The following is an 18180-nucleotide window of genomic DNA, read 5'->3' on the forward strand; positions in this document are numbered from 1 at the left end:
TCTAGGGCGGCAATTTTTATATAACTTAAACCGAACGATTCACTAGCATGGTCTTGATGTGACCAATAGCTTTCGTCGGATTTAATCCCTTAGGACAAACACTTACACAATTCATGATGCCATGGCAACGAAAAACGCTAAATGCATCATCAAGATCGGACAAACGTTCGTCTGTCGCTGTATCTCGGCTATCAATTAGCCAACGGTACGCTGCAAGCAGGCCTGCTGGTCCGATGAATTTGTCAGGGTTCCACCAGAATGATGGGCATGACGTTGTACAACATGCACACATGATACATTCGTACAATCCATCTAAATGAGCACGCTCATCAGGGCTTTGTAAGTTTTCACGAGCCGGTGGCACATTGCCATCAGACACTAAGAATGGCTTCACTTTTTCGTAGTTATCGTAGAACTGAGTCATGTCTACAATCAGGTCACGAACAACGGGTAAGCCAGGCAGTGGGCGAATCACAATCTTGTCTTGGCCCGAAAGCGCAGACAATGGCGTGATACACGCTAGGCCATTTTTACCGTTCATGTTCAAACCATCCGAGCCACATACACCTTCACGGCATGAGCGACGGAATGAGATTGTTGGATCTTGCTCTTTCAACAGAATAAGCGCATCCAAAAGCATCATGTCTGAACCTTCATCCACTTCTAGAGTGTATTCCTTCATATAAGGTTTCTGGTCGACATCTGGATTGTAACGATATAAAGAGAAATTCAGTTTCATGGTCATATCTCCTTAGTACGTACGTGCTTTTGGTGGGAACGCTTCACGATGGATAGGTTCCATGTTTACACCACGCTTAGTCATGCTCTCTGACTCTGGGTTGTAAAGTGAGTGGCATAGCCATTGCTCATCATCACGGTCAGGGAAATCGAATCGAGCGTGTGCGCCACGGCTCTCTGTACGGAAATTTGCAGCAACAGCCGTTGCGAATGCCGTTTCCATCAAGTTTTCAAGCTCTAGACACTCGATACGTTGAGTGTTGAACTCTGTAGACTTATCAGATAGGTGTGCATTTTTCAGACGCTCGCGAATCGCTTTTAGCTCTTCTAGGCCTTCAGCCATTGCTTTGCCTTCACGGAATACTGAGAAGTTGTTCTGCATACATTGCTGAAGATCTTTACGGATTTGCGCTGGATCTTCGCCGTCTGTGCTGTTTTCCCAACGGTTGTAACGCTCTAGTGAACGCTCAATGTCAGCTTCAGTTGCAGGTTTCGCTTCGCCTTGCTTCTTCAGTGTCTCACCTAGGTGTAGACCTGTCGCACGACCAAATACCACCAAATCAAGCAGTGAGTTACCACCTAGACGGTTGGCACCATGTACTGATACTGATGCGATTTCACCACAAGCAAAGAGACCTTGGATTTCAACATCGCTGCCGTCTTCGGTTTGCTTAATAGCTTGACCAGAAACTTGTGTTGGAACACCACCCATCATGTAGTGACATGTCGGGATTACTGGGATTGGCTCTTTCACTGGATCAACGTGAGCAAAGGTACGAGAAAGTTCACATACACCAGGAAGACGAGATTCAAGCGTCTCTTTACCTAAGTGATCAAGCTTAAGCTTAATATGTGGACCCCAAGGGCCATCGCAACCACGACCTTCACGAATTTCAACCATCATTGAACGAGCAACAACATCACGACCCGCTAAGTCTTTAGCGTTTGGTGCGTAACGTTCCATGAAGCGTTCGCCGTCTTTATTGAGAAGGTAACCACCTTCACCACGACAACCTTCCGTTACCAATACACCTGCACCAGCGATACCCGTTGGGTGGAACTGCCACATTTCGATGTCTTGCATAGGAACGCCAGCACGAATCGCCATACCAACACCGTCACCAGTATTAATATGTGCATTGGTTGTTGATGCGTAGATACGACCAGCACCTCCGGTAGCAAGGATTGTTGCCTTCGCTTTGAAGTAGCAAACCTCGCCCGTTTCCATACAAAGCGCGGTAGTACCTAAGATTGCACCATCTTCGTTCTTAACAAGATCCAGTGCATACCACTCAGAGAAAACAGTCGTTTTGTGTTTAATGTTTTGTTGGTAAAGCGTGTGAAGCAGAGCGTGACCAGTACGGTCGGCTGCAGCTGCGGTACGAGCCGCTTGCTCACCACCAAAGTTTTTAGATTGACCACCGAAAGGACGCTGGTAAATAGTACCGTTCTCAAAACGAGAGAAAGGTAGGCCCATTTTTTCGAGTTCGATTACCGACTCAGGACCGTTTTTACACATGTATTCGATAGCGTCTTGGTCACCGATGTAATCAGAACCTTTTACTGTGTCATACATATGTTGTTCCCAATGGTCTTCATGCGCGTTACCAAGAGCAACAGTGATGCCGCCTTGCGCTGAAACCGTATGAGAACGAGTAGGGAAAACTTTAGAAAGCAATGCACAAGAAAGGCCTTGCTCAGAAATTTGCAGTGCGGCACGCATACCTGCACCACCAGCGCCGATCACTACGGCATCAAACTCACGAACAGGAATAGTCACTTACGCACCCCACAAAATAAACAGACCAGAGAAGAAATATCCAAGAAGAACTGCAACAACACCGACTTGAAGACCAACACGCAGTTTTGCGCATTTGATGTAGTCAGTTAGTACTTGCCATAGGCCGATCCACGCGTGAACCAAAACAGAAGTAAGCGCTAACATGGTGAAGACTTTAGTGAAGGTTCCACCAAAGAATTGCGTCCAAGATGCGTAAGAGATATCACCAGAGAAAGCACAAAAGCTAACTAGGTAGATAGTGTAAAGCGTCATAATGATGGCAGTAGCACGAATCAATAGATAATCGTGGACACCATTACGACCAAAAGTAGAAACGTTGTTTACCATACTAAGATCCCCGCTAGTAGAGACAATACCGCTGTTGCTGCGAATGCAACCTTAGCGCTCTTCGCGCCAGATTCCAGCTCTTCAAAGTGACCAAGGTCCATAAGAAGGTGACGAATACCACCAGCAATGTGGTAAGCCAAAGCGGTTAAAATGCCCCACAGAATAAACTTCACGAAGAAACCATCGACAATGTCGCTAGCTTCGGCAAAGCCTACTGGGGATGAGAGGGAAATGGATAGTAACCAAAGCAAAATTCCAATCGCGACAAAAGTTATCACCCCAGACACACGGTGTAGGATGGAAGCTATTGCTGTGATTGGAAAGTGGATGGTCTGTAAATCTAAATTAACAGGTCTTGTCTTTCTTTCTTTCACGGGCTTGCTCACTCAGCTCCATTGAGCATTATGGTCATTAAATAACCTTATGATATTGTTATGGACAAAATTTGATTGTAAACCTTCAAAATTTAACATTAACTTAACAAATAACTGAAGTTGAGCCTTAGATAATTGTAAAATAATTGTTAACTGCTCGATTAAGAAAGACACCTCACATTTCTTCTTAGCCTTGCATTTATAAGGTTTTAACCAAACTTTTCAGCGTCACTATACGACTGGCAACATTCTAATACAATTGATGTAACAAATAATGCTACACAGACCAGATTTTTAACGAATTTAATGTAAAAAACACTAACAAGTGCACACAAAGCTTCAGAAAAATTGACTTTCCCACGTAAGACCAGTAAAAAAATGGCACATAAACATCCTGGACGGATTAAATAATAAACAAAGGAGATTGTTATGGCGGATAAGAAAGCTACCCTTCACATTGAAGGTCAAGCGCCAATCGAGCTGCCGATTACAGAAGGTGTACTTGGTACTCCAGTGATCGATGTTCGTACACTAGGTTCTAATGGTTTTTTCACTTTTGACCCTGGTTTTCTTGCCACTGCATCCTGTGAGTCTCAAATCACTTTTATTGACGGTGGAAAAGGCATTCTTTTACATCGTGGTTATCCAATCGACCAACTTGCCAATAACGCTGATTACTTAGAAGTATGTTACATACTTCTTTACGGTGAAGCCCCATCTCGAGCTGAGTACGAAAAGTTCAAGACTACCGTGACACGTCACACTATGGTGCACGAGCAAATCGCTAGTTTCTTCCACGGCTTCCGTCGTGACGCTCACCCTATGGCTGTAATGTGTGGTGTTGTAGGCGCTCTAGCGGCGTTCTACCACGACTCACTTGATGTCAACAACGATACACACCGTGAAATTGCGGCATACCGCCTGATTTCAAAAATGCCAACACTGGCTGCAATGTGTTACAAATATTCAATCGGTCAGCCGTTTATCTACCCACGTAACGACCTAGGCTACGCAGAAAACTTCTTACACATGATGTTTGCAAACCCATGTGAAGAGTATGAAGTGAACCCTATCGTTGCTCGTGCAATGGATAAGATTTTCACTCTACATGCTGACCACGAACAGAACGCTTCTACGTCTACAGTGCGTCTTGCTGGTTCATCTGGTGCTAACCCGTTTGCGTGTATCGCAGCAGGTATCGCATCACTTTGGGGCCCAGCTCACGGCGGTGCAAACGAAGCTTGTCTGCGCATGCTTGAAGAGATCGGTAGCGTAGATAACATTGAAGAATACGTTGCGAAAGCAAAAGACAAAGATGACCCATTCCGTTTGATGGGCTTCGGTCACCGTGTTTACAAGAACTACGACCCACGTGCAACAGTAATGCGCGAAGCGTGTCACGAAGTGCTTAAAGAGCTAAACATCCAAGATCCATTACTAGACGTGGCGATGGAACTTGAGCGTATCGCTCTTTCTGATGAGTACTTTGTTTCTAAGAAGCTATACCCGAACGTAGATTTCTACTCAGGTATCATTCTGAAAGCAATCGGTATTCCAGTATCTATGTTTACAGTAATCTTCGCGATGTCTCGTACCATCGGTTGGATTGCTCACTGGAACGAAATGCACAGCGATCCGACGAACCGTATCGGTCGTCCTCGTCAGCTATATACTGGTGAAGAACAACGTGACTTTAAAGCACTTCACGAACGTGAATAGTTGCTATAAATCATAATGTTAAAAGGGGTTGATGTGAGAACATCAACCCCTTTTCTTTTGTACGCTCTCAACCCCGTCATCCTCAAGAATGCGAAGTGAACGAATAAAATAATATCGTCATCCCCAAGAACGAGGGACGAATGAGTTGGGGATCTCCTTAAGCGAGCAGATAAACTATACAGGTTACCTGCTCAATTCTAGAGAACGACGCATACACTCGACTCGTACCCCTTATCTCGTATCTGCTCTTAAACTGGGTTATCGATATCAATAAACTCAACATCCAAGCCATGTTCTTCCGCTAACCATTCACCTAACGCTTTTACACCGTATCGCTCAGTCGCGTGGTGGCCAGCAGCAAAATAATGAATGTCTTGCTCGCGTGCTGAGTAAGTAGTGCGCTCAGAAATTTCACCAGAAATAAAAGCATCAATGCCTTGAGAAGCCGCTAGCTCAATGTAGTCTTGACCACCACCAGTACACCAACCGACGGTCGTTATCATTTTGTCTTGATTTTCTGGAGCGATATGCAGTGGTTTGCGATTTAGCACTTGATCGATTTTTGCTGCAAATTCAGCACCGGTCATCGGTGTCTTTAATCTACCAAACATAGCAACCGATTGTGGGTGCCCTTCCAAGCCACCTTCTACTTCAATATCAAGCAGTTCAGCGAGTTTGGCGTTGTTACCAAGTTCAGGATGGATATCGAGAGGTAAGTGATAACCCAAAAGGTTAATGTCATTCTTTATCAGAGTGCGAATGCGTTTGCCCTTCATGCCACGAATTGCCTCTGACTCACCTTTCCAAAAGAAACCGTGATGAACCAACAAAGCGTCTGCGTTCAGTTCTACCGCTTTATCAATCAAGGCTTGAGAAGCTGTTACACCAGTAACGATTCGCTTCACTTCTGTCGCGCCTTCAACTTGAAGACCATTAGGACAGTAATCTTTAATCTGCTGTGGCTGCAGTTTTTCGTTAAGTAGCTTTTCTAATTGTAAGTTAATCATTTTTCTTTCCAGCTTACCTTTATAATAACGTCGTTATATCAATTTACGGGTAGAATGTCGAAAGCCCCACGATGAGTTTATGAGGAAGAGATGACAGCACTGCAACGTTTTTACCAATGGGTCATCGACTCACCGCCATTACTAGAAATCAAGCCACCGGTTTCGGATCTCAGTGCATTCTCTAGCAACCATGCCATCGACTCATCACATACTTATGAGGGTAATCCTAGATTAGGTTTCCTCTACCAATATCTATGCGAGCAAGTGATCGCTGCCTCACCGAATTACTCGATAAAGCACGACGAGATTCAGATCAATGTGGAAGGCAGAACTCTCGGTGCAATCGACTTTATTCTTAAAGAGGAGAGCAGCCAAAAGCTGGAACATTGGGAAGTGGCGATTAAGTTTTATCTGCTCCACGAACAAACATGGTTTGGACCCAACTCTCACGACCAATTGGATAAGAAACTCGACAGGATGCTCAGCCACCAACTCGAAATGTCCTCTTCTGCCGCCTTTGTTGAGCAATATCCAGAAATCGATGTCGACTCAAAACACTTACTGATGCAAGGTCGTCTATATACCAACCCTTTCTTAGAGCAAAACATACCGACAAAATGCTTGGGCTATGACATTAATTCAAGCCAAGTAAACGGCTTTTGGTGCTATCAAGATCAGGCTCATTTAATCAGTGAACCACTGTATCCACTCACCAAAGAGCAATGGGCAGCAGGGACGGATGATTTCAGCGGTGAACCCATCGCCGAATTTGGTGATCGCTTCGTTCATGGGCAAACCAAGTCTGGTCAATTCTGGTTTGTGATGCCGCAAAGCTGGCCACACGGCTAATCCATTCGTCATGAACTGACTTAGTCTAGCCACTTACTCACAGACAAATAAAAAAGGGCTGATGCTTTCACATCAACCCTTCCATTATTTGCTTTATAACTCTATGAATCGTACTCGATTATAGACCTGCAGCGGCAAATACTTGGTTAACAATCTCTTGAGCTTCTGCTTCGATTGCTTTTAGGTGCTCTTCACCTTTAAAGCTTTCACAGTAGATCTTGTAGATGTCTTCAGTGCCTGATGGACGAGCAGCGAACCAACCGTTCTCAGTTGTCACTTTAAGGCCACCAATCGCAGCGCCATTACCAGGAGCATGCGTTAAACGAGCAGTAATCGCATCGCCAGCAAGCGTTTCAGCAGAAACCATCTCTGGAGAGAGCTTTTTCAGCACGTCTTTTTGTGCGCCATTTGCTACCGCTTGAATACGGTTGTACTTAGATTCACCGTGTTTAGCAGCCAGCTCTTCGTAGTACTCTTGTGGGTTCTTACCTGTAACGGCTGTGATCTCAGCCGCAAGTAGGCAAAGAATTAGACCATCTTTATCTGTTGACCAAGGCGTACCGTCTTTACGTAAGAAAGATGCACCTGCACTCTCTTCACCACCAAAACCAAACTGACCGTTGTAAAGGCCATCAACGAACCATTTGAAACCAACTGGCACTTCACAAAGTTCACGACCTAAGTCTGCTACTACACGGTCGATCAATGCGCTTGATACCAAAGTTTTACCAACAGCAACCTCTTTACCCCAACCTTCACGGTTACGGTATAGGTAATCGATACAAACCGCTAGGAAGTGGTTTGGGTTCATTAGGCCTTTAGGCGTAACAATGCCGTGGCGATCGTAATCAGGGTCGTTACCAAACGCTAGTGCGTATTCATCTTTAAGTGCAAGCAAACCTGCCATTGCGTATGGAGAAGAACAGTCCATACGAACTACGCCATCTTTATCTAGAGACATGAATTGGAATGAAGGGTCAACCGCTTCACTTACCAGAGTAAGATCTAGATTGTACGCTTTACCAATTTGACGCCAGTAATCAATACCGCTGCCACCCAGTGGATCAACACCAATCTTGATGTTTGCTTTCTGGATCGCTTCCATATCCACGACGTTAACCAAATCAGCGACGTATGGCGCGACTAGGTCAACTTCTTTTACTAGCTCAGACTGTTTAGCCTGTGCGATAGGCGTACGCTTAACACCTTGCATTTGCTCAGCAATGATCACGTTCGCACGGTCTTCAATCGCTTGAGTCAGTTCAGCTTCAGCTGGGCCACCGTGTGTCGGGTTGTATTTAATACCGCCGTCTTGAGGTGGGTTATGTGAAGGCGTGATAACAATGCCGTCGGCTTTTTTGTCATTCACTAGGTTGTGCGTAAGAATCGCGTGCGAGATACCAGGTGTTGGAGTAAAGCCGTTGTTTTCTTGAATAATAACTTCAACACCGTTCGCTACAAGCACTTCGATAACCGTAGAGAACGCAGGCTCAGATAGAGCGTGAGTATCTTTACCTAAGAAAAGAGGGCCAGTTGTACCTTGCTCGGCACGAACTTCAGCAACCGCTTGTGCAATTGCTAGAATGTGGTTTTCGTTAAATGTTGATTTGTCTGCTGTACCGCGGTGACCTGAAGTACCGAAAAGTACTTTATGATCTGGGTTCGTAGCATCCGGTTGCTGTAAGAAATAGTTAGCAACTAAAGCCGGGATATTATGAAGATCTTCCTGCTGAGCTTTCTGCCCAGCACGAGGGTGCATAGCCATTTTTCGACATCCTTATATATAAAATTTTAAAACAAAAAAACCTCATAATATCTTCTTATCCATGGATATTATGAGGTTTAAATCAGATTTCGTTAAATTGAACCTGTTACTTTTTCTATCAATTCTGCTTGGAAATTCATGCGGCTCATAAGCTGCTCAACCATCTGTCTTTTTCGGCTTGTATTGTTATTAGTAATAACCCAAAAAGGACTTTGTGGAATAGCTTTAGGCTTAGTCGTGTTGCCGTTTGCTAGCAACGTCGCTTCGTTATCTGCAAAGTAAACGCGCTTACGGCCTTTTACTTGAGTTGCTTCTGAAAAGCTTAAAGGGTCGATTTTATGCAGTGTTGATAACACAAGCATGAAACGATCAATGGCTTTCTTTAGTGATGCAAACTCATCTGATATTAGTAGTGAGCGCATTTCTTTAACGCCATCGAACTTCTCTGGAGTAAAGCCTACCTCTTTGCTAACAACGATACCTTTTGGCTCAACGATCTCTTCGATCGGAGCCATGCCTTGGCTATCAACCTGTAACAAGCGGCGCAGAATATCTGAAGCGCTTTCGCCAATACGTTCTGTCTGACCCGCAATAAAACGGTATAGGTCCTCATCAACCTCAATTGTTTTCATTCGCTTTTCACAATCTCAATGTTTAAACTCTGGGGGATTATAGCGAGATCCGCGCGGATACTCTACGTCAAACCCACCATGAATAAGATAAAAATGTCAGTACAGCTCAACTATAAAATTGAAGGTGAGGGTCACACCATTGTTTTGATCCATGGATTATTCGGTAATCTGGACAACCTTGGCTTGCTCGCTAGGGATCTAAAAGCCGATCATCAGGTACTTAGTATCGATCTCCGCAACCACGGTCAATCCTTCCATAGTGACACTCATAACTATCAAGCGATGGCACAAGACGTGGCTCAACTGCTGCATGATCTTAAGTCAGAAGACGTCACTGTGATTGGTCACTCGATGGGTGGCAAAGTAGCGATGGCACTGACACAACATCTTGCGCTGCATAAATTGATTGTCTTGGATATGGCTCCGGTCGCGTACACTCAGAGTCGCCACGACAACGTATTCGCAGGCCTGCAAGCCGTGATAGAAGAAGAGCCGACTTCACGCTCAGATGCACTCAAGGTTCTCGCAAAACATATCGAGATCGATGGCGTTCGCCAGTTTTTAACCAAATCTTTGTTCAAAACAGAGCAAGGCATCATGGAATGGCGCTTCAATGTTGCTTCGTTATTGAGCAACTACCCACATATTATTGGTTGGGAACCGATCGAGAAAACCTCGGTCAAAACCTTGCTCATTAAAGGTGGGGATTCAGATTACCTCACCGCAGAACATCAAGCAGCCGTTCAGCAGCAATTTTCTAACGCAAAAGCGCATGTCATTGCCAACACAGGTCACTGGCTGCATGCTGAAAAACCAGCAGAAGTACTTAGAGCAATTAGAAAATTCATCGCTTAACTGCGCTTTTTCGTGCAGATAAATGAGAGCTGTGTAATTACTGCAGATTAACTTTATCTCACAACAGTGATATAGTGCGCCCAAGCAAAATTGGTATATAAGGTTCCCATGCTTTACGACTACATGAACATCATCGAATCTGTTGGTTTAGATCTCCTGTTTGCCGCGATTTTCTTTTTAATCGGTATGGCAATTAAGGACGTTCTCAAGCAGGGAAATGTTCCTCCATTTGGTCGTCGCATCGTATGGTTAGTACTTTTCCTTGGCTGTGCGGGTTTTATCGCCAAAGGGATAATCCAACTAAGCTGGGAAGGAACTGGGATCTAACGATTCTCTTCCGAACTTTATTACACCGACAACAGACAAAATGAAAGGTAATGATTCTATGGCAAGTGTAGGTCTCTTCTTTGGTAGCGATACAGGTAACACTGAAGCTGTTGCTAAGATGATTCAAAAGCAATTGAGCAAACAGCTCGTTCACGTTCAAGACATTGCAAAAAGCAGCAAAGAAGATATCGATAACTTCGATCTACTGCTGCTTGGTATCCCTACGTGGTACTACGGCGAAGCACAATGTGATTGGGATGACTTTTTCCCAGAGCTAGAAGCTATTGATTTCTCAACTAAGCTTGTTGCTATCTTTGGTTGTGGCGACCAAGAAGATTACGCAGAATACTTCTGTGATGCTATGGGTACTATCCGTGACATCGTTGAAGCGAAAGGCGGTACTATCCTAGGTCACACATCAACTGAAGGCTACGAATTCGAAGCATCGAAAGGTTTAGTTGAAGGCGATGACAGCCAATTCGTTGGTCTATGTATCGATGAAGACCGTCAACCTGAGCTAACTGATGAGCGCGTATCTAACTGGGTTAAACAAATCCACGAAGAGATGTGCCTAGCAGAGCTAGAAGACTAATTCTCTAGTGGTTGTTAATTGTTACAGTTAATAACCATTATGTAGATATGAAAAAACCTCCTTATAGGAGGTTTTTTGCTATTTAAAATCTATTAATTAGCACTCAGCCTCTAATGCTTCATCATCATCTCTAAATTGCGGCTTCTTTCTTACATAGAGGGTGCGTTGAATTTCTGAAACCACATTACCCTGCTTATCTTTCACGTGAATAATAAATTCGGGGAAGCACTTTTCACCGAGTTGCGTCTGACGATAGATATCGTCAAGCTGCCCTTGCCTTATCTCAAAATCTGCATACAAGTCCGATTGCCCCGGCTTGATGAAGTTAATGCTCGCTTCTTTATCCCAAACATAATATCGTTCACCTAAAATTCCCATTAACATCAATGAGTAAACGGGATCGGTAAGAGAAAAGATACTGCCGCCATATTGAGTACGATTGGCGTTCTTATTCCACCAGCGTAGCTTAAGTACTGTCTTAACAACCCTAAAGTCAGTGCTAATGTGGGCTATTCGAATACCCGCTCCCCAAAAGGGAGGCCAAATATTAAGAGCAAATTTTACAATGTTGGGTTTATATATTTTTGCGAGTTGCTTATTCATAACAACATTCCATGTTCATATCAGAAACACCGTCACCTTGACTGGTCGTACCTCCACTATAAGTGAGATACTTCCAATTTACAAAACAGATTGTGATGTCAGTAAGTAACCCTTTGAAGTTCGTGGTTTATTGTTATGCCTGACTAAACTATAATGGTATTAATATTGAATTCTGTTAATTGCTGCAGATCATCAACAGGAAAGTATATGTCAGACAATAATCAAGCGCTAAAAGATGCAGGTCTTAAAGTGACCCTTCCACGGCTCAAAATTTTAGAAGTATTACAACAGCCAGACTGCCAACATATTAGTGCTGAAGATTTATATAAGAAGCTGATCGACCTAGGTGAAGAAATCGGTCTTGCAACCGTTTATCGAGTACTTAACCAATTCGATGACGCTGGCATTGTAACTCGTCACCACTTCGAAGGCGGCAAGTCTGTATTTGAACTTTCTACACAGCACCACCACGACCACCTTGTATGTTTAGATTGTGGCGAAGTGATCGAATTCTCTGATGACATCATCGAAGAAAGACAGAAAGAGATTGCTCAGCGTTACAACGTGCAACTAACAAACCACAGTTTGTACTTGTACGGCAAAAGCATTAACGGAGATTGCAAAGGCAATCCAGACGCGCATAAAGCGAAGTAGTAATACAGAACGCTGGCTTAGGCCGGCGTTTTTTATATAGGGCATCATAAAGTATCCATGAAAAGAATCCCGCTAGTTAAGGCTTTTACTTTAATTGAGATGTTGGTTGTTGTAGTGATTATTGCAGTGCTTGCTATTGTTGCCCTTCCCCGTTTTCTTAACATTCAAACCGATGGCCGTATCGCTCTGTTTGACGCTGCTCAATCTCAATTTCAAACTGCGATCACGTTTGCTCACAGTAAATGGCTGGTCAGCGGCGGCGGCAACGCTGAAATGAATGACATGCCAGGTTTTGGGGAAGACGGAGACGGCAATGCTCAATTGGACATAAATGACGTCGGCTATCCACTCGGCGTCGATAAAGGCAACCCTATGGGGCAGCCTTACAACATAGGTCAAGGTGACCAAGGGTGTGTGTCAATATGGAATGCCATTATGACAACCGACCTGACCGCTACTACAGACCCGAACCAGTCCAACAATTTTGATTTTATTACCCGCCGTCAAAACCATAGTTTTGTTGCCAAAGACGGTACTCCTCAAAACAAACTCGCGCTTTGCTACTTCATCTACACTGGAGTCGATTTCGACAGCGATCCTGGTAATGCAGGTTATGTTTTCTGGTACAACTCACGCACGGGTGAAGTAACCCAACAAGACCCTAATAATCCCTAAAACTCTGGCTCTAGTGCTTAAAACGCTAGTTGGTCACTAGAAACACCTTGGTAATCAAATTTAAGACACAAAAAAACCGGCTCTAAGCCGGTTTTTTATTGGGTCGTTTTTAACAAACTAAATACTCAAGCATTAAGCTTCAGTTTTACCCCATGTGTCACGTAGACCAACCGTGCGGTTGAAGACTAGTGCATCTGCTTTAGAGTCTTTCGAATCCACACAGAAGTAACCTGTACGTTCAAACTGGTACGCTTGCTCTGCCACACCTTCTGCTAAGCTAGGTTCAACAAAACCATTTAGCGTAACAAGAGATTCAGGGTTTAGCGTTGCAGCGAAGTCATCAGCAGCGGCTGGGTTTGGCACTGTGAATAGACGATCGTACAAACGAATCTCAGCAGGCAGTGCTTTATCAGCAGATACCCAGTGGATAACGCCTTTCACTTTGCGGCCATCTGCAGGGTTCTTACCCAATGTTTCATTGTCGTAAGAACAGAAGATAGTCGTAATGTTGCCTTCTGCATCTTTTTCGATACGTTCAGCTTTGATCACGTAAGCACCACGCAGGCGAACTTCTTTACCTAGAACCAAACGCTTGTACTTTTTGTTTGCTTCTTCACGGAAGTCGTCACGTTCGATCCAAACTTCGCGTGTAAATGGTACTTCACGAGTGCCCATTTCTGGCTTGTTTGGGTGATTTGCAACCGTTAACGTTTCTACTGTATCTGCTTCGTAGTTTTCGATAACGATCTTAACTGGATCCAGAACAGCCATTGCACGAGGTGCATTTTCGTTCAGATCATCACGGATGCAAGATTCAAGTGAACCGAACTCAATCATGTTCTCTTGCTTAGTTACACCAATACGCTTACAGAATTCACGAATCGAGCTTGAAGTAAAACCACGACGACGTAGGCCAGAAATAGTAGGCATGCGTGGGTCATCCCAACCTTGAACTAGGTTTTCAACCACAAGTTGGTTCAGCTTACGCTTAGACATCACTGTATATTCAAGATTCAGGCGGCTAAACTCGTACTGACGAGGTTGGCAGTCAATCGTGATGTTATCTAGAACCCAATCGTACAAACGACGGTTATCTTGGAATTCAAGCGTACAGATAGAGTGCGTAATACCTTCCAACGCATCAGAGATACAGTGAGTAAAGTCGTACATTGGGTAAATGCACCACTTGTCAGCCGTTTGATGGTGGTGAGCAAAACGAACACGGTAGATAACAGGATCGCGCATAACCATGAACGAAGAGCTCATGTCGATCTTAGCACGTAGACACGCTTTACCTTCTTCGAAGCCACCGTCACGCATTTTTTCAAACAACGCTAGGTTCTCTTCTGGGCTGCGGTCACGGTATGGGCTCGCTTTACCTGGCTCTTTTAGCGTGCCACGGTACTCACGGATTTGATCAGGACTTAGCTCGTCAACATACGCTAAGCCTTTATTAATTAATTCCACAGCATAAGCGTAAAGCGTATCGAAGTAGTTTGATGAGTAGCAAATATCACCAGACCATTCGAAGCCTAACCAGCTTACATCATTCTTAATTGACTCAACGTATTCAACGTCTTCTTTTTCAGGGTTTGTATCATCGAAACGAAGATTACATTGTCCCTGGTAGTCCTGAGCAATACCAAAGTTCAAGCAAATAGATTTAGCGTGACCAATGTGCAGGTAGCCATTTGGCTCCGGCGGGAAACGAGTATGCACGCTACTGTGTGTACCATCCGCTAAATCTTTATCAATAATTTGGCGAATGAAATTCGATGGACGAGCCTCAGCTTCACTCATCTATAGCACCTCTATGTATTTAGTATTGTCAGAGAAAGTTATCTTTCGTCCCCAAGAAAACGGTCGCTTATGGCGCCAGTCAAAGATAGAAAGATCATTGTTGCTAATCATCCACAATTCTTAGCCTTTGCACAATAAGAACCGTCCGTTAATTGCGATTATTTCTGCTATTCGATGAAGAATAGAACGAACCGTGTTCGCTGGTCTTAAACTGCAGGCACAAAAAAGCCTCCCGTGTGGGAGGCTTTCAATTTGACACTTACTTAAGAGTAACTTTACGTCTTAACTAAGTACTTCCCTTACTGTGGAAGTTTTACATCAGATAGGTCTTCGCCTGCACCAATAGCTTTCATTTCGCCAGCTACGATTTCAGCTAGTGGGCCTAGGATAACCTGTAGGTTGTTTTCACCTAGTTTAACCACACCTTTAGCACCAAGTTTCTTAAGAACAACTTCATCTGCAACAGAGCGGTCTTTAAGAGTTAGACGTAGACGAGTGATACAAGCGTCGATTGAAGTTAGGTTGTCGTGACCACCTAGAGCTTTCAGGTATTGACGTGCAAGGTCGCCCTTTGGTGCGTCGCCAGCAGGAGCTGCAACAGCTTCGTCATCATCTTCACGACCTGGCGATTTCAAGTTGAAAGCGCGGATTGCGAAAGAGAAAGTGAAGAAGTATAGAGCACCGAAGCCAAGACCGATTAGTAGTAGTACGAATGGTTTAGTTGCTAGACCCCAGTTCAATACGAAGTCGATAAGACCAGCAGAGAAACCGAAACCGTGCAGAGTACCAAACATGTTAGCAACTACTAGAGACAAACCTGTAAATACAGCGTGCATTGCGTATAGAGCAGGAGCTAGGAATACGAACATGAATTCTAGCGGCTCTGTGATACCTGTTAGGAATGAACAGAATGCAACTGAGAATAGTGCGCCACCAACTTGGCTACGTTTTTCAGCAGGAGCAGCTAGGTACATTGCAAGTGCAGCACCTGGTAGACCGAACATCATTACTGGGAAGAAACCGTTCATGAATACGCCAGCGCCTTTATCGCCGCCGAAGAAACGGTGTAGGTCGCCAGATTTAACTGTTTCAGTTACTTCTTTAACAGTTGCAACAATTTCTGGGTTAACTGAGTTAGCAAATTCAAATGTGTACTCTTGACCAACAACTAAAGTTTTAGCTAGTGCAGGGTCAACACAAAGTTGAGAGAAGCCTTCTGCAGCAACTACGATCTCTTGACAAGAGCCCATACCGAACCAGAAGTACGAGTTCAGTACATGGTGTAGACCTACTGGGATAAGTGCACGGTTAAGAGTACCGTAAACAAATTGACCGATAGCGCCAGACGTTGAAACTGCGTGAGCAAGTGCATCTAGACCAGATTGAACAGCAGGCCATACAACACCAAAGATTGCGCCAGCAACTAGAGCAAATAGACCAGCCATAATAGGAACTAGACGTTTGCCAGAGAAGAATGCTAGCCACTCTGGAAGACGAGTCGCGTGGAATGCATTGTAAGAGTGACCTGCGATGATACCTGCAAAGATACCGCCGAAGAATGACATATTTACACTAGCATCGATGTTTGTTGCGGTTGCTGTCAGAACAAAGTAAGCAACTGCACCAGCAAGACCTGCTGCGCCGTTACCGTCTTTAGAAAGACCAATAGCTATACCCAAACCAAACAATAATGGTAGTTGACTGAAGATTGCGTTACCAGCAGATGCCATGAATGCGATATCGAGTAAGTCTGGTTGACCCAGACGTAGCAGCAATGCCGCAATCGGAAGCGTTGCGATTGGTAGCATTAACGCCTTACCAAGCTTCTGCGCATATCCTAGAATATTCACCAGTTGTTTCCCCCTATAGGATTTTTTAGAATTCGTTTGAGAAACTTATTTTAGTCGCTCAATTTAGTCCTATTCAGTGTATTCAATTAATTTTGCTCCGCAAATTAAAACCTTACCATTTGTGATCCTAATCACCAGTTTTTACCAAATCCAGAGGTTTTTGCTAGCGAGATCATAAAACTTATTTTATCATTAAAAAAAACGAACATTTATGGATAAAATCCAAATCTAATCATTAGGCAAAAAGATGGTAACTCCGGGCTTATAGAGCACCGTGAATAATCATTATTGATGGACCTAAATGTATAATAAAAATCAATTATTCATATTTTTTTCAACAACTTAAATCGCTTCTCATTTTGAAGCCGTTTGCCCATAAAAGATAAATCGTTACGTAAATGATGCTCGCAAACTAAGTCCGCATTTAGGTAACGAACGAATTTAAAAGATCTCACGAAATAAGGATTAGCTGACTATGTACGCGCTAAGTAACTGTAAAATTTACACTGGTAGTGATGTTCTAACCGATCATGCTGTTGTAATCGAAAACGAACTGATCAAAAAAGTCTGTCCTATCTCTGAATTGCCAGAAGGAATCGAGCTTCGCGACCTAGACGGAGCAAACCTAAGCCCAGGTTTCATTGACCTACAACTGAATGGTTGTGGCGGTGTAATGCTTAACGATGAGATCACTGCAGAAACCATGCAGATCATGCACAAAGCAAACCTGAAATCTGGCTGTACTAGCTTCCTACCAACGCTTATCACCTCTTCAGACGAAGATATGCGTGCGGTTATTACGGCAGCTCGTGAATACCATAACCAGTACCAAAACCAATCTTTAGGTCTGCACCTTGAAGGCCCTTACCTAAACGTTGCGAAAAAAGGCATCCATAGCGTCGATCACATTCGTAAATCTGACAACGAAATGATTGAGCTTATCTGTGAGAACCGTGACCTTGTTGCAAAAGTAACATTGGCTCCAGAGCTTAACGACCCTGAACACATCGAACGCCTGCACAAAGCTGGCGTTGTCGTTTCTATCGGCCACACCAACGCAACTTACGCAGAAGCGCGTCAAGGTTTCGAATCTGGTATCACGTTCGCCACTCACCTGTTCAATGCAATGACGCCGATGGTTGGTCGTGAGCCTGGCGTTGTTGGCGCGATTTACGATACTCCTGAGGTTTACGCTGGCATTATTGCCGACGGCTTCCACGTTGATTACGCAAACATCAGAATTGCGCATAAAATCAAGGGAGAAAAGTTGGTATTAGTGACGGATGCCACAGCTCCTGCAGGTGCTGACATGGAATACTTTATTTTTGTCGGTAAGAAAGTATATTACCGTGATGGTAAGTGTGTTGATGAAAACGGCACACTGGGCGGCTCAGCTCTGACTATGATTGAAGCAGTTCAGAATACAGTTGAGCACGCTGGTATCGCTTTAGACGAAGCTCTTCGCATGGCTACGCTATACCCAGCTACGGCTATCGGTGTAGAAAGCAAGCTAGGTCGAATCAAAAAAGGCATGGTTGCAAACCTAGCTGTATTTGACCGAGACTTTAACGTTAAAGCGACTGTTGTTAACGGACAATACGAGCACAATTAA

At 44.1% G+C, this 18180-nt stretch carries 18 protein-coding genes; 8 read left to right on the plus strand and 10 right to left on the minus strand.

Annotation, left to right across the window (positions count from 1 at the left end):
* Positions 1–25: 25 nt before the first annotated feature.
* Genes AB4371_RS01790 through sdhC form a run of 4 tightly spaced genes read right to left on the minus strand, consistent with a single transcriptional unit; the run spans position 26 to position 3252 of the window.
* Complete coding sequence (locus AB4371_RS01790; protein ID WP_010436773.1) at positions 26–739, minus strand: succinate dehydrogenase iron-sulfur subunit; 714 nt, start codon at positions 737–739, stop codon at positions 26–28.
* A gap of 12 nt (positions 740–751) precedes the next feature.
* A complete protein-coding gene (gene sdhA / locus AB4371_RS01795) occupies positions 752–2518 on the minus strand; it encodes a succinate dehydrogenase flavoprotein subunit (RefSeq protein WP_050647360.1) in 1767 nt (588 codons plus the stop codon).
* Positions 2519–2866 carry a succinate dehydrogenase, hydrophobic membrane anchor protein gene (gene sdhD / locus AB4371_RS01800; RefSeq protein WP_010436768.1) on the minus strand — a complete coding sequence of 116 codons (348 nt, stop codon included), beginning with the start codon at positions 2864–2866 and terminating at the stop codon, positions 2519–2521.
* Entirely contained in the window at positions 2860–3252 is a 393-nt protein-coding gene (sdhC, locus tag AB4371_RS01805) for a succinate dehydrogenase cytochrome b556 subunit (protein WP_017061948.1), read from the minus strand. Before sdhC ends, sdhD begins: the two co-directional genes overlap by 7 nt.
* A 417-nt stretch (positions 3253–3669) precedes the next feature.
* Between sdhC and AB4371_RS01810 the strand changes: the two genes are divergently transcribed.
* Positions 3670–4959, plus strand: a complete 1290-nt coding sequence (locus AB4371_RS01810) for a citrate synthase (RefSeq protein ID WP_017061949.1) — start codon at positions 3670–3672, stop codon at positions 4957–4959.
* Between the two features lie 248 nt (positions 4960–5207).
* Here the strand turns inward: AB4371_RS01810 and AB4371_RS01815 are convergent, their stop codons facing one another.
* Entirely contained in the window at positions 5208–5966 is a 759-nt protein-coding gene (locus AB4371_RS01815) for a Nif3-like dinuclear metal center hexameric protein (protein ID WP_102393257.1), read from the minus strand.
* A gap of 90 nt (positions 5967–6056) precedes the next feature.
* Here AB4371_RS01815 and AB4371_RS01820 point away from each other — a divergent pair, with 90 nt between their 5' ends.
* A complete protein-coding gene (locus tag AB4371_RS01820; protein ID WP_372105237.1) occupies positions 6057–6815 on the plus strand; it encodes a DUF1853 family protein in 759 nt (252 codons plus the stop codon).
* Positions 6816–6933: 118 nt separating this feature from the next.
* On the opposite strand, the gene pgm is transcribed toward AB4371_RS01820, so the two are convergent.
* Positions 6934–8580, minus strand: coding sequence for a phosphoglucomutase (alpha-D-glucose-1,6-bisphosphate-dependent) (pgm, locus tag AB4371_RS01825; RefSeq protein WP_061034159.1), 1647 nt, complete (start codon positions 8578–8580; stop codon positions 6934–6936).
* 92 nt (positions 8581–8672) lie between these two features.
* Positions 8673–9212 carry a replication initiation negative regulator SeqA gene (seqA, locus tag AB4371_RS01830; RefSeq protein WP_017061953.1) on the minus strand — a complete coding sequence of 180 codons (540 nt, stop codon included), beginning with the start codon at positions 9210–9212 and terminating at the stop codon, positions 8673–8675.
* Positions 9213–9305: 93 nt separating this feature from the next.
* Here seqA and AB4371_RS01835 point away from each other — a divergent pair, with 93 nt between their 5' ends.
* The 3 genes from AB4371_RS01835 (at position 9306) to fldA (ending at position 10986) form a co-directional block, all read left to right on the plus strand.
* Positions 9306–10067, plus strand: a complete 762-nt coding sequence (locus tag AB4371_RS01835) for an alpha/beta fold hydrolase (RefSeq protein ID WP_017061954.1) — start codon at positions 9306–9308, stop codon at positions 10065–10067.
* A gap of 108 nt (positions 10068–10175) precedes the next feature.
* Positions 10176–10394, plus strand: coding sequence for a DUF2788 domain-containing protein (locus AB4371_RS01840; protein WP_004737900.1), 219 nt, complete (start codon positions 10176–10178; stop codon positions 10392–10394).
* A gap of 58 nt (positions 10395–10452) precedes the next feature.
* The gene (gene fldA / locus AB4371_RS01845) at positions 10453–10986 is read left to right on the plus strand and encodes a flavodoxin FldA (RefSeq protein ID WP_010436745.1); all 534 of its coding nucleotides are present in this window, start codon (positions 10453–10455) and stop codon (positions 10984–10986) included.
* Between the two features lie 96 nt (positions 10987–11082).
* Here the strand turns inward: fldA and AB4371_RS01850 are convergent, their stop codons facing one another.
* Positions 11083–11589, minus strand: a complete 507-nt coding sequence (locus AB4371_RS01850) for a DUF4442 domain-containing protein (RefSeq protein ID WP_017061955.1) — start codon at positions 11587–11589, stop codon at positions 11083–11085.
* Between the two features lie 207 nt (positions 11590–11796).
* Between AB4371_RS01850 and fcrX the strand changes: the two genes are divergently transcribed.
* Both fcrX and AB4371_RS01860 read left to right on the plus strand, forming a co-directional pair.
* Positions 11797–12243: a ferric iron uptake transcriptional regulator FcrX gene (gene fcrX / locus AB4371_RS01855; protein WP_017061956.1), complete on the plus strand. Its 447-nt coding sequence runs from the start codon at positions 11797–11799 to the stop codon at positions 12241–12243.
* A 57-nt stretch (positions 12244–12300) separates the two neighbouring features.
* Positions 12301–12918 (plus strand): prepilin-type N-terminal cleavage/methylation domain-containing protein, encoded by a 618-nt coding sequence (locus tag AB4371_RS01860; protein ID WP_032547229.1) that lies wholly within the window; start codon positions 12301–12303, stop codon positions 12916–12918.
* A 132-nt stretch (positions 12919–13050) separates the two neighbouring features.
* Here AB4371_RS01860 and glnS read toward each other — a convergent pair whose 3' ends face one another.
* Positions 13051–14718, minus strand: coding sequence for a glutamine--tRNA ligase (gene glnS, locus AB4371_RS01865; RefSeq protein ID WP_017063407.1), 1668 nt, complete (start codon positions 14716–14718; stop codon positions 13051–13053).
* Positions 14719–15017: 299 nt separating this feature from the next.
* The gene (gene nagE, locus AB4371_RS01870; protein ID WP_032546287.1) at positions 15018–16568 is read right to left on the minus strand and encodes an N-acetylglucosamine-specific PTS transporter subunit IIBC; all 1551 of its coding nucleotides are present in this window, start codon (positions 16566–16568) and stop codon (positions 15018–15020) included.
* Between the two features lie 475 nt (positions 16569–17043).
* On the opposite strand from nagE, the gene nagA reads away from it, so the two are divergent.
* Positions 17044–18180: an N-acetylglucosamine-6-phosphate deacetylase gene (gene nagA / locus AB4371_RS01875; protein ID WP_017062193.1), complete on the plus strand. Its 1137-nt coding sequence runs from the start codon at positions 17044–17046 to the stop codon at positions 18178–18180.

The organism is Vibrio sp. 10N.261.51.A3, assembly GCF_041471965.1.
Classification (GTDB): domain Bacteria; phylum Pseudomonadota; class Gammaproteobacteria; order Enterobacterales; family Vibrionaceae; genus Vibrio; species Vibrio crassostreae_C.

Excerpts from the sequence above, each read along its gene's own strand:
- AB4371_RS01790 (WP_010436773.1), bottom strand. The coding sequence starts at position 739 with ATGAAACTGAATTTCTCTTTATATCGTTACAATCCAGATGTCGACCAG.
- sdhD (WP_010436768.1), bottom strand. The coding sequence starts at position 2,866 with ATGGTAAACAACGTTTCTACTTTTGGTCGTAATGGTGTCCACGATTAT.
- AB4371_RS01810 (WP_017061949.1), top strand. The coding sequence starts at position 3,670 with ATGGCGGATAAGAAAGCTACCCTTCACATTGAAGGTCAAGCGCCAATC.
- AB4371_RS01815 (WP_102393257.1), bottom strand. The coding sequence starts at position 5,966 with ATGATTAACTTACAATTAGAAAAGCTACTTAACGAAAAACTGCAGCCA.
- AB4371_RS01820 (WP_372105237.1), top strand. The coding sequence starts at position 6,057 with ATGACAGCACTGCAACGTTTTTACCAATGGGTCATCGACTCACCGCCA.
- pgm (WP_061034159.1), bottom strand. The coding sequence starts at position 8,580 with ATGGCTATGCACCCTCGTGCTGGGCAGAAAGCTCAGCAGGAAGATCTT.
- seqA (WP_017061953.1), bottom strand. The coding sequence starts at position 9,212 with ATGAAAACAATTGAGGTTGATGAGGACCTATACCGTTTTATTGCGGGT.
- AB4371_RS01835 (WP_017061954.1), top strand. The coding sequence starts at position 9,306 with ATGTCAGTACAGCTCAACTATAAAATTGAAGGTGAGGGTCACACCATT.
- AB4371_RS01840 (WP_004737900.1), top strand. The coding sequence starts at position 10,176 with ATGCTTTACGACTACATGAACATCATCGAATCTGTTGGTTTAGATCTC.
- fldA (WP_010436745.1), top strand. The coding sequence starts at position 10,453 with ATGGCAAGTGTAGGTCTCTTCTTTGGTAGCGATACAGGTAACACTGAA.
- AB4371_RS01850 (WP_017061955.1), bottom strand. The coding sequence starts at position 11,589 with ATGAATAAGCAACTCGCAAAAATATATAAACCCAACATTGTAAAATTT.
- fcrX (WP_017061956.1), top strand. The coding sequence starts at position 11,797 with ATGTCAGACAATAATCAAGCGCTAAAAGATGCAGGTCTTAAAGTGACC.
- AB4371_RS01860 (WP_032547229.1), top strand. The coding sequence starts at position 12,301 with ATGAAAAGAATCCCGCTAGTTAAGGCTTTTACTTTAATTGAGATGTTG.
- glnS (WP_017063407.1), bottom strand. The coding sequence starts at position 14,718 with ATGAGTGAAGCTGAGGCTCGTCCATCGAATTTCATTCGCCAAATTATT.
- nagA (WP_017062193.1), top strand. The coding sequence starts at position 17,044 with ATGTACGCGCTAAGTAACTGTAAAATTTACACTGGTAGTGATGTTCTA.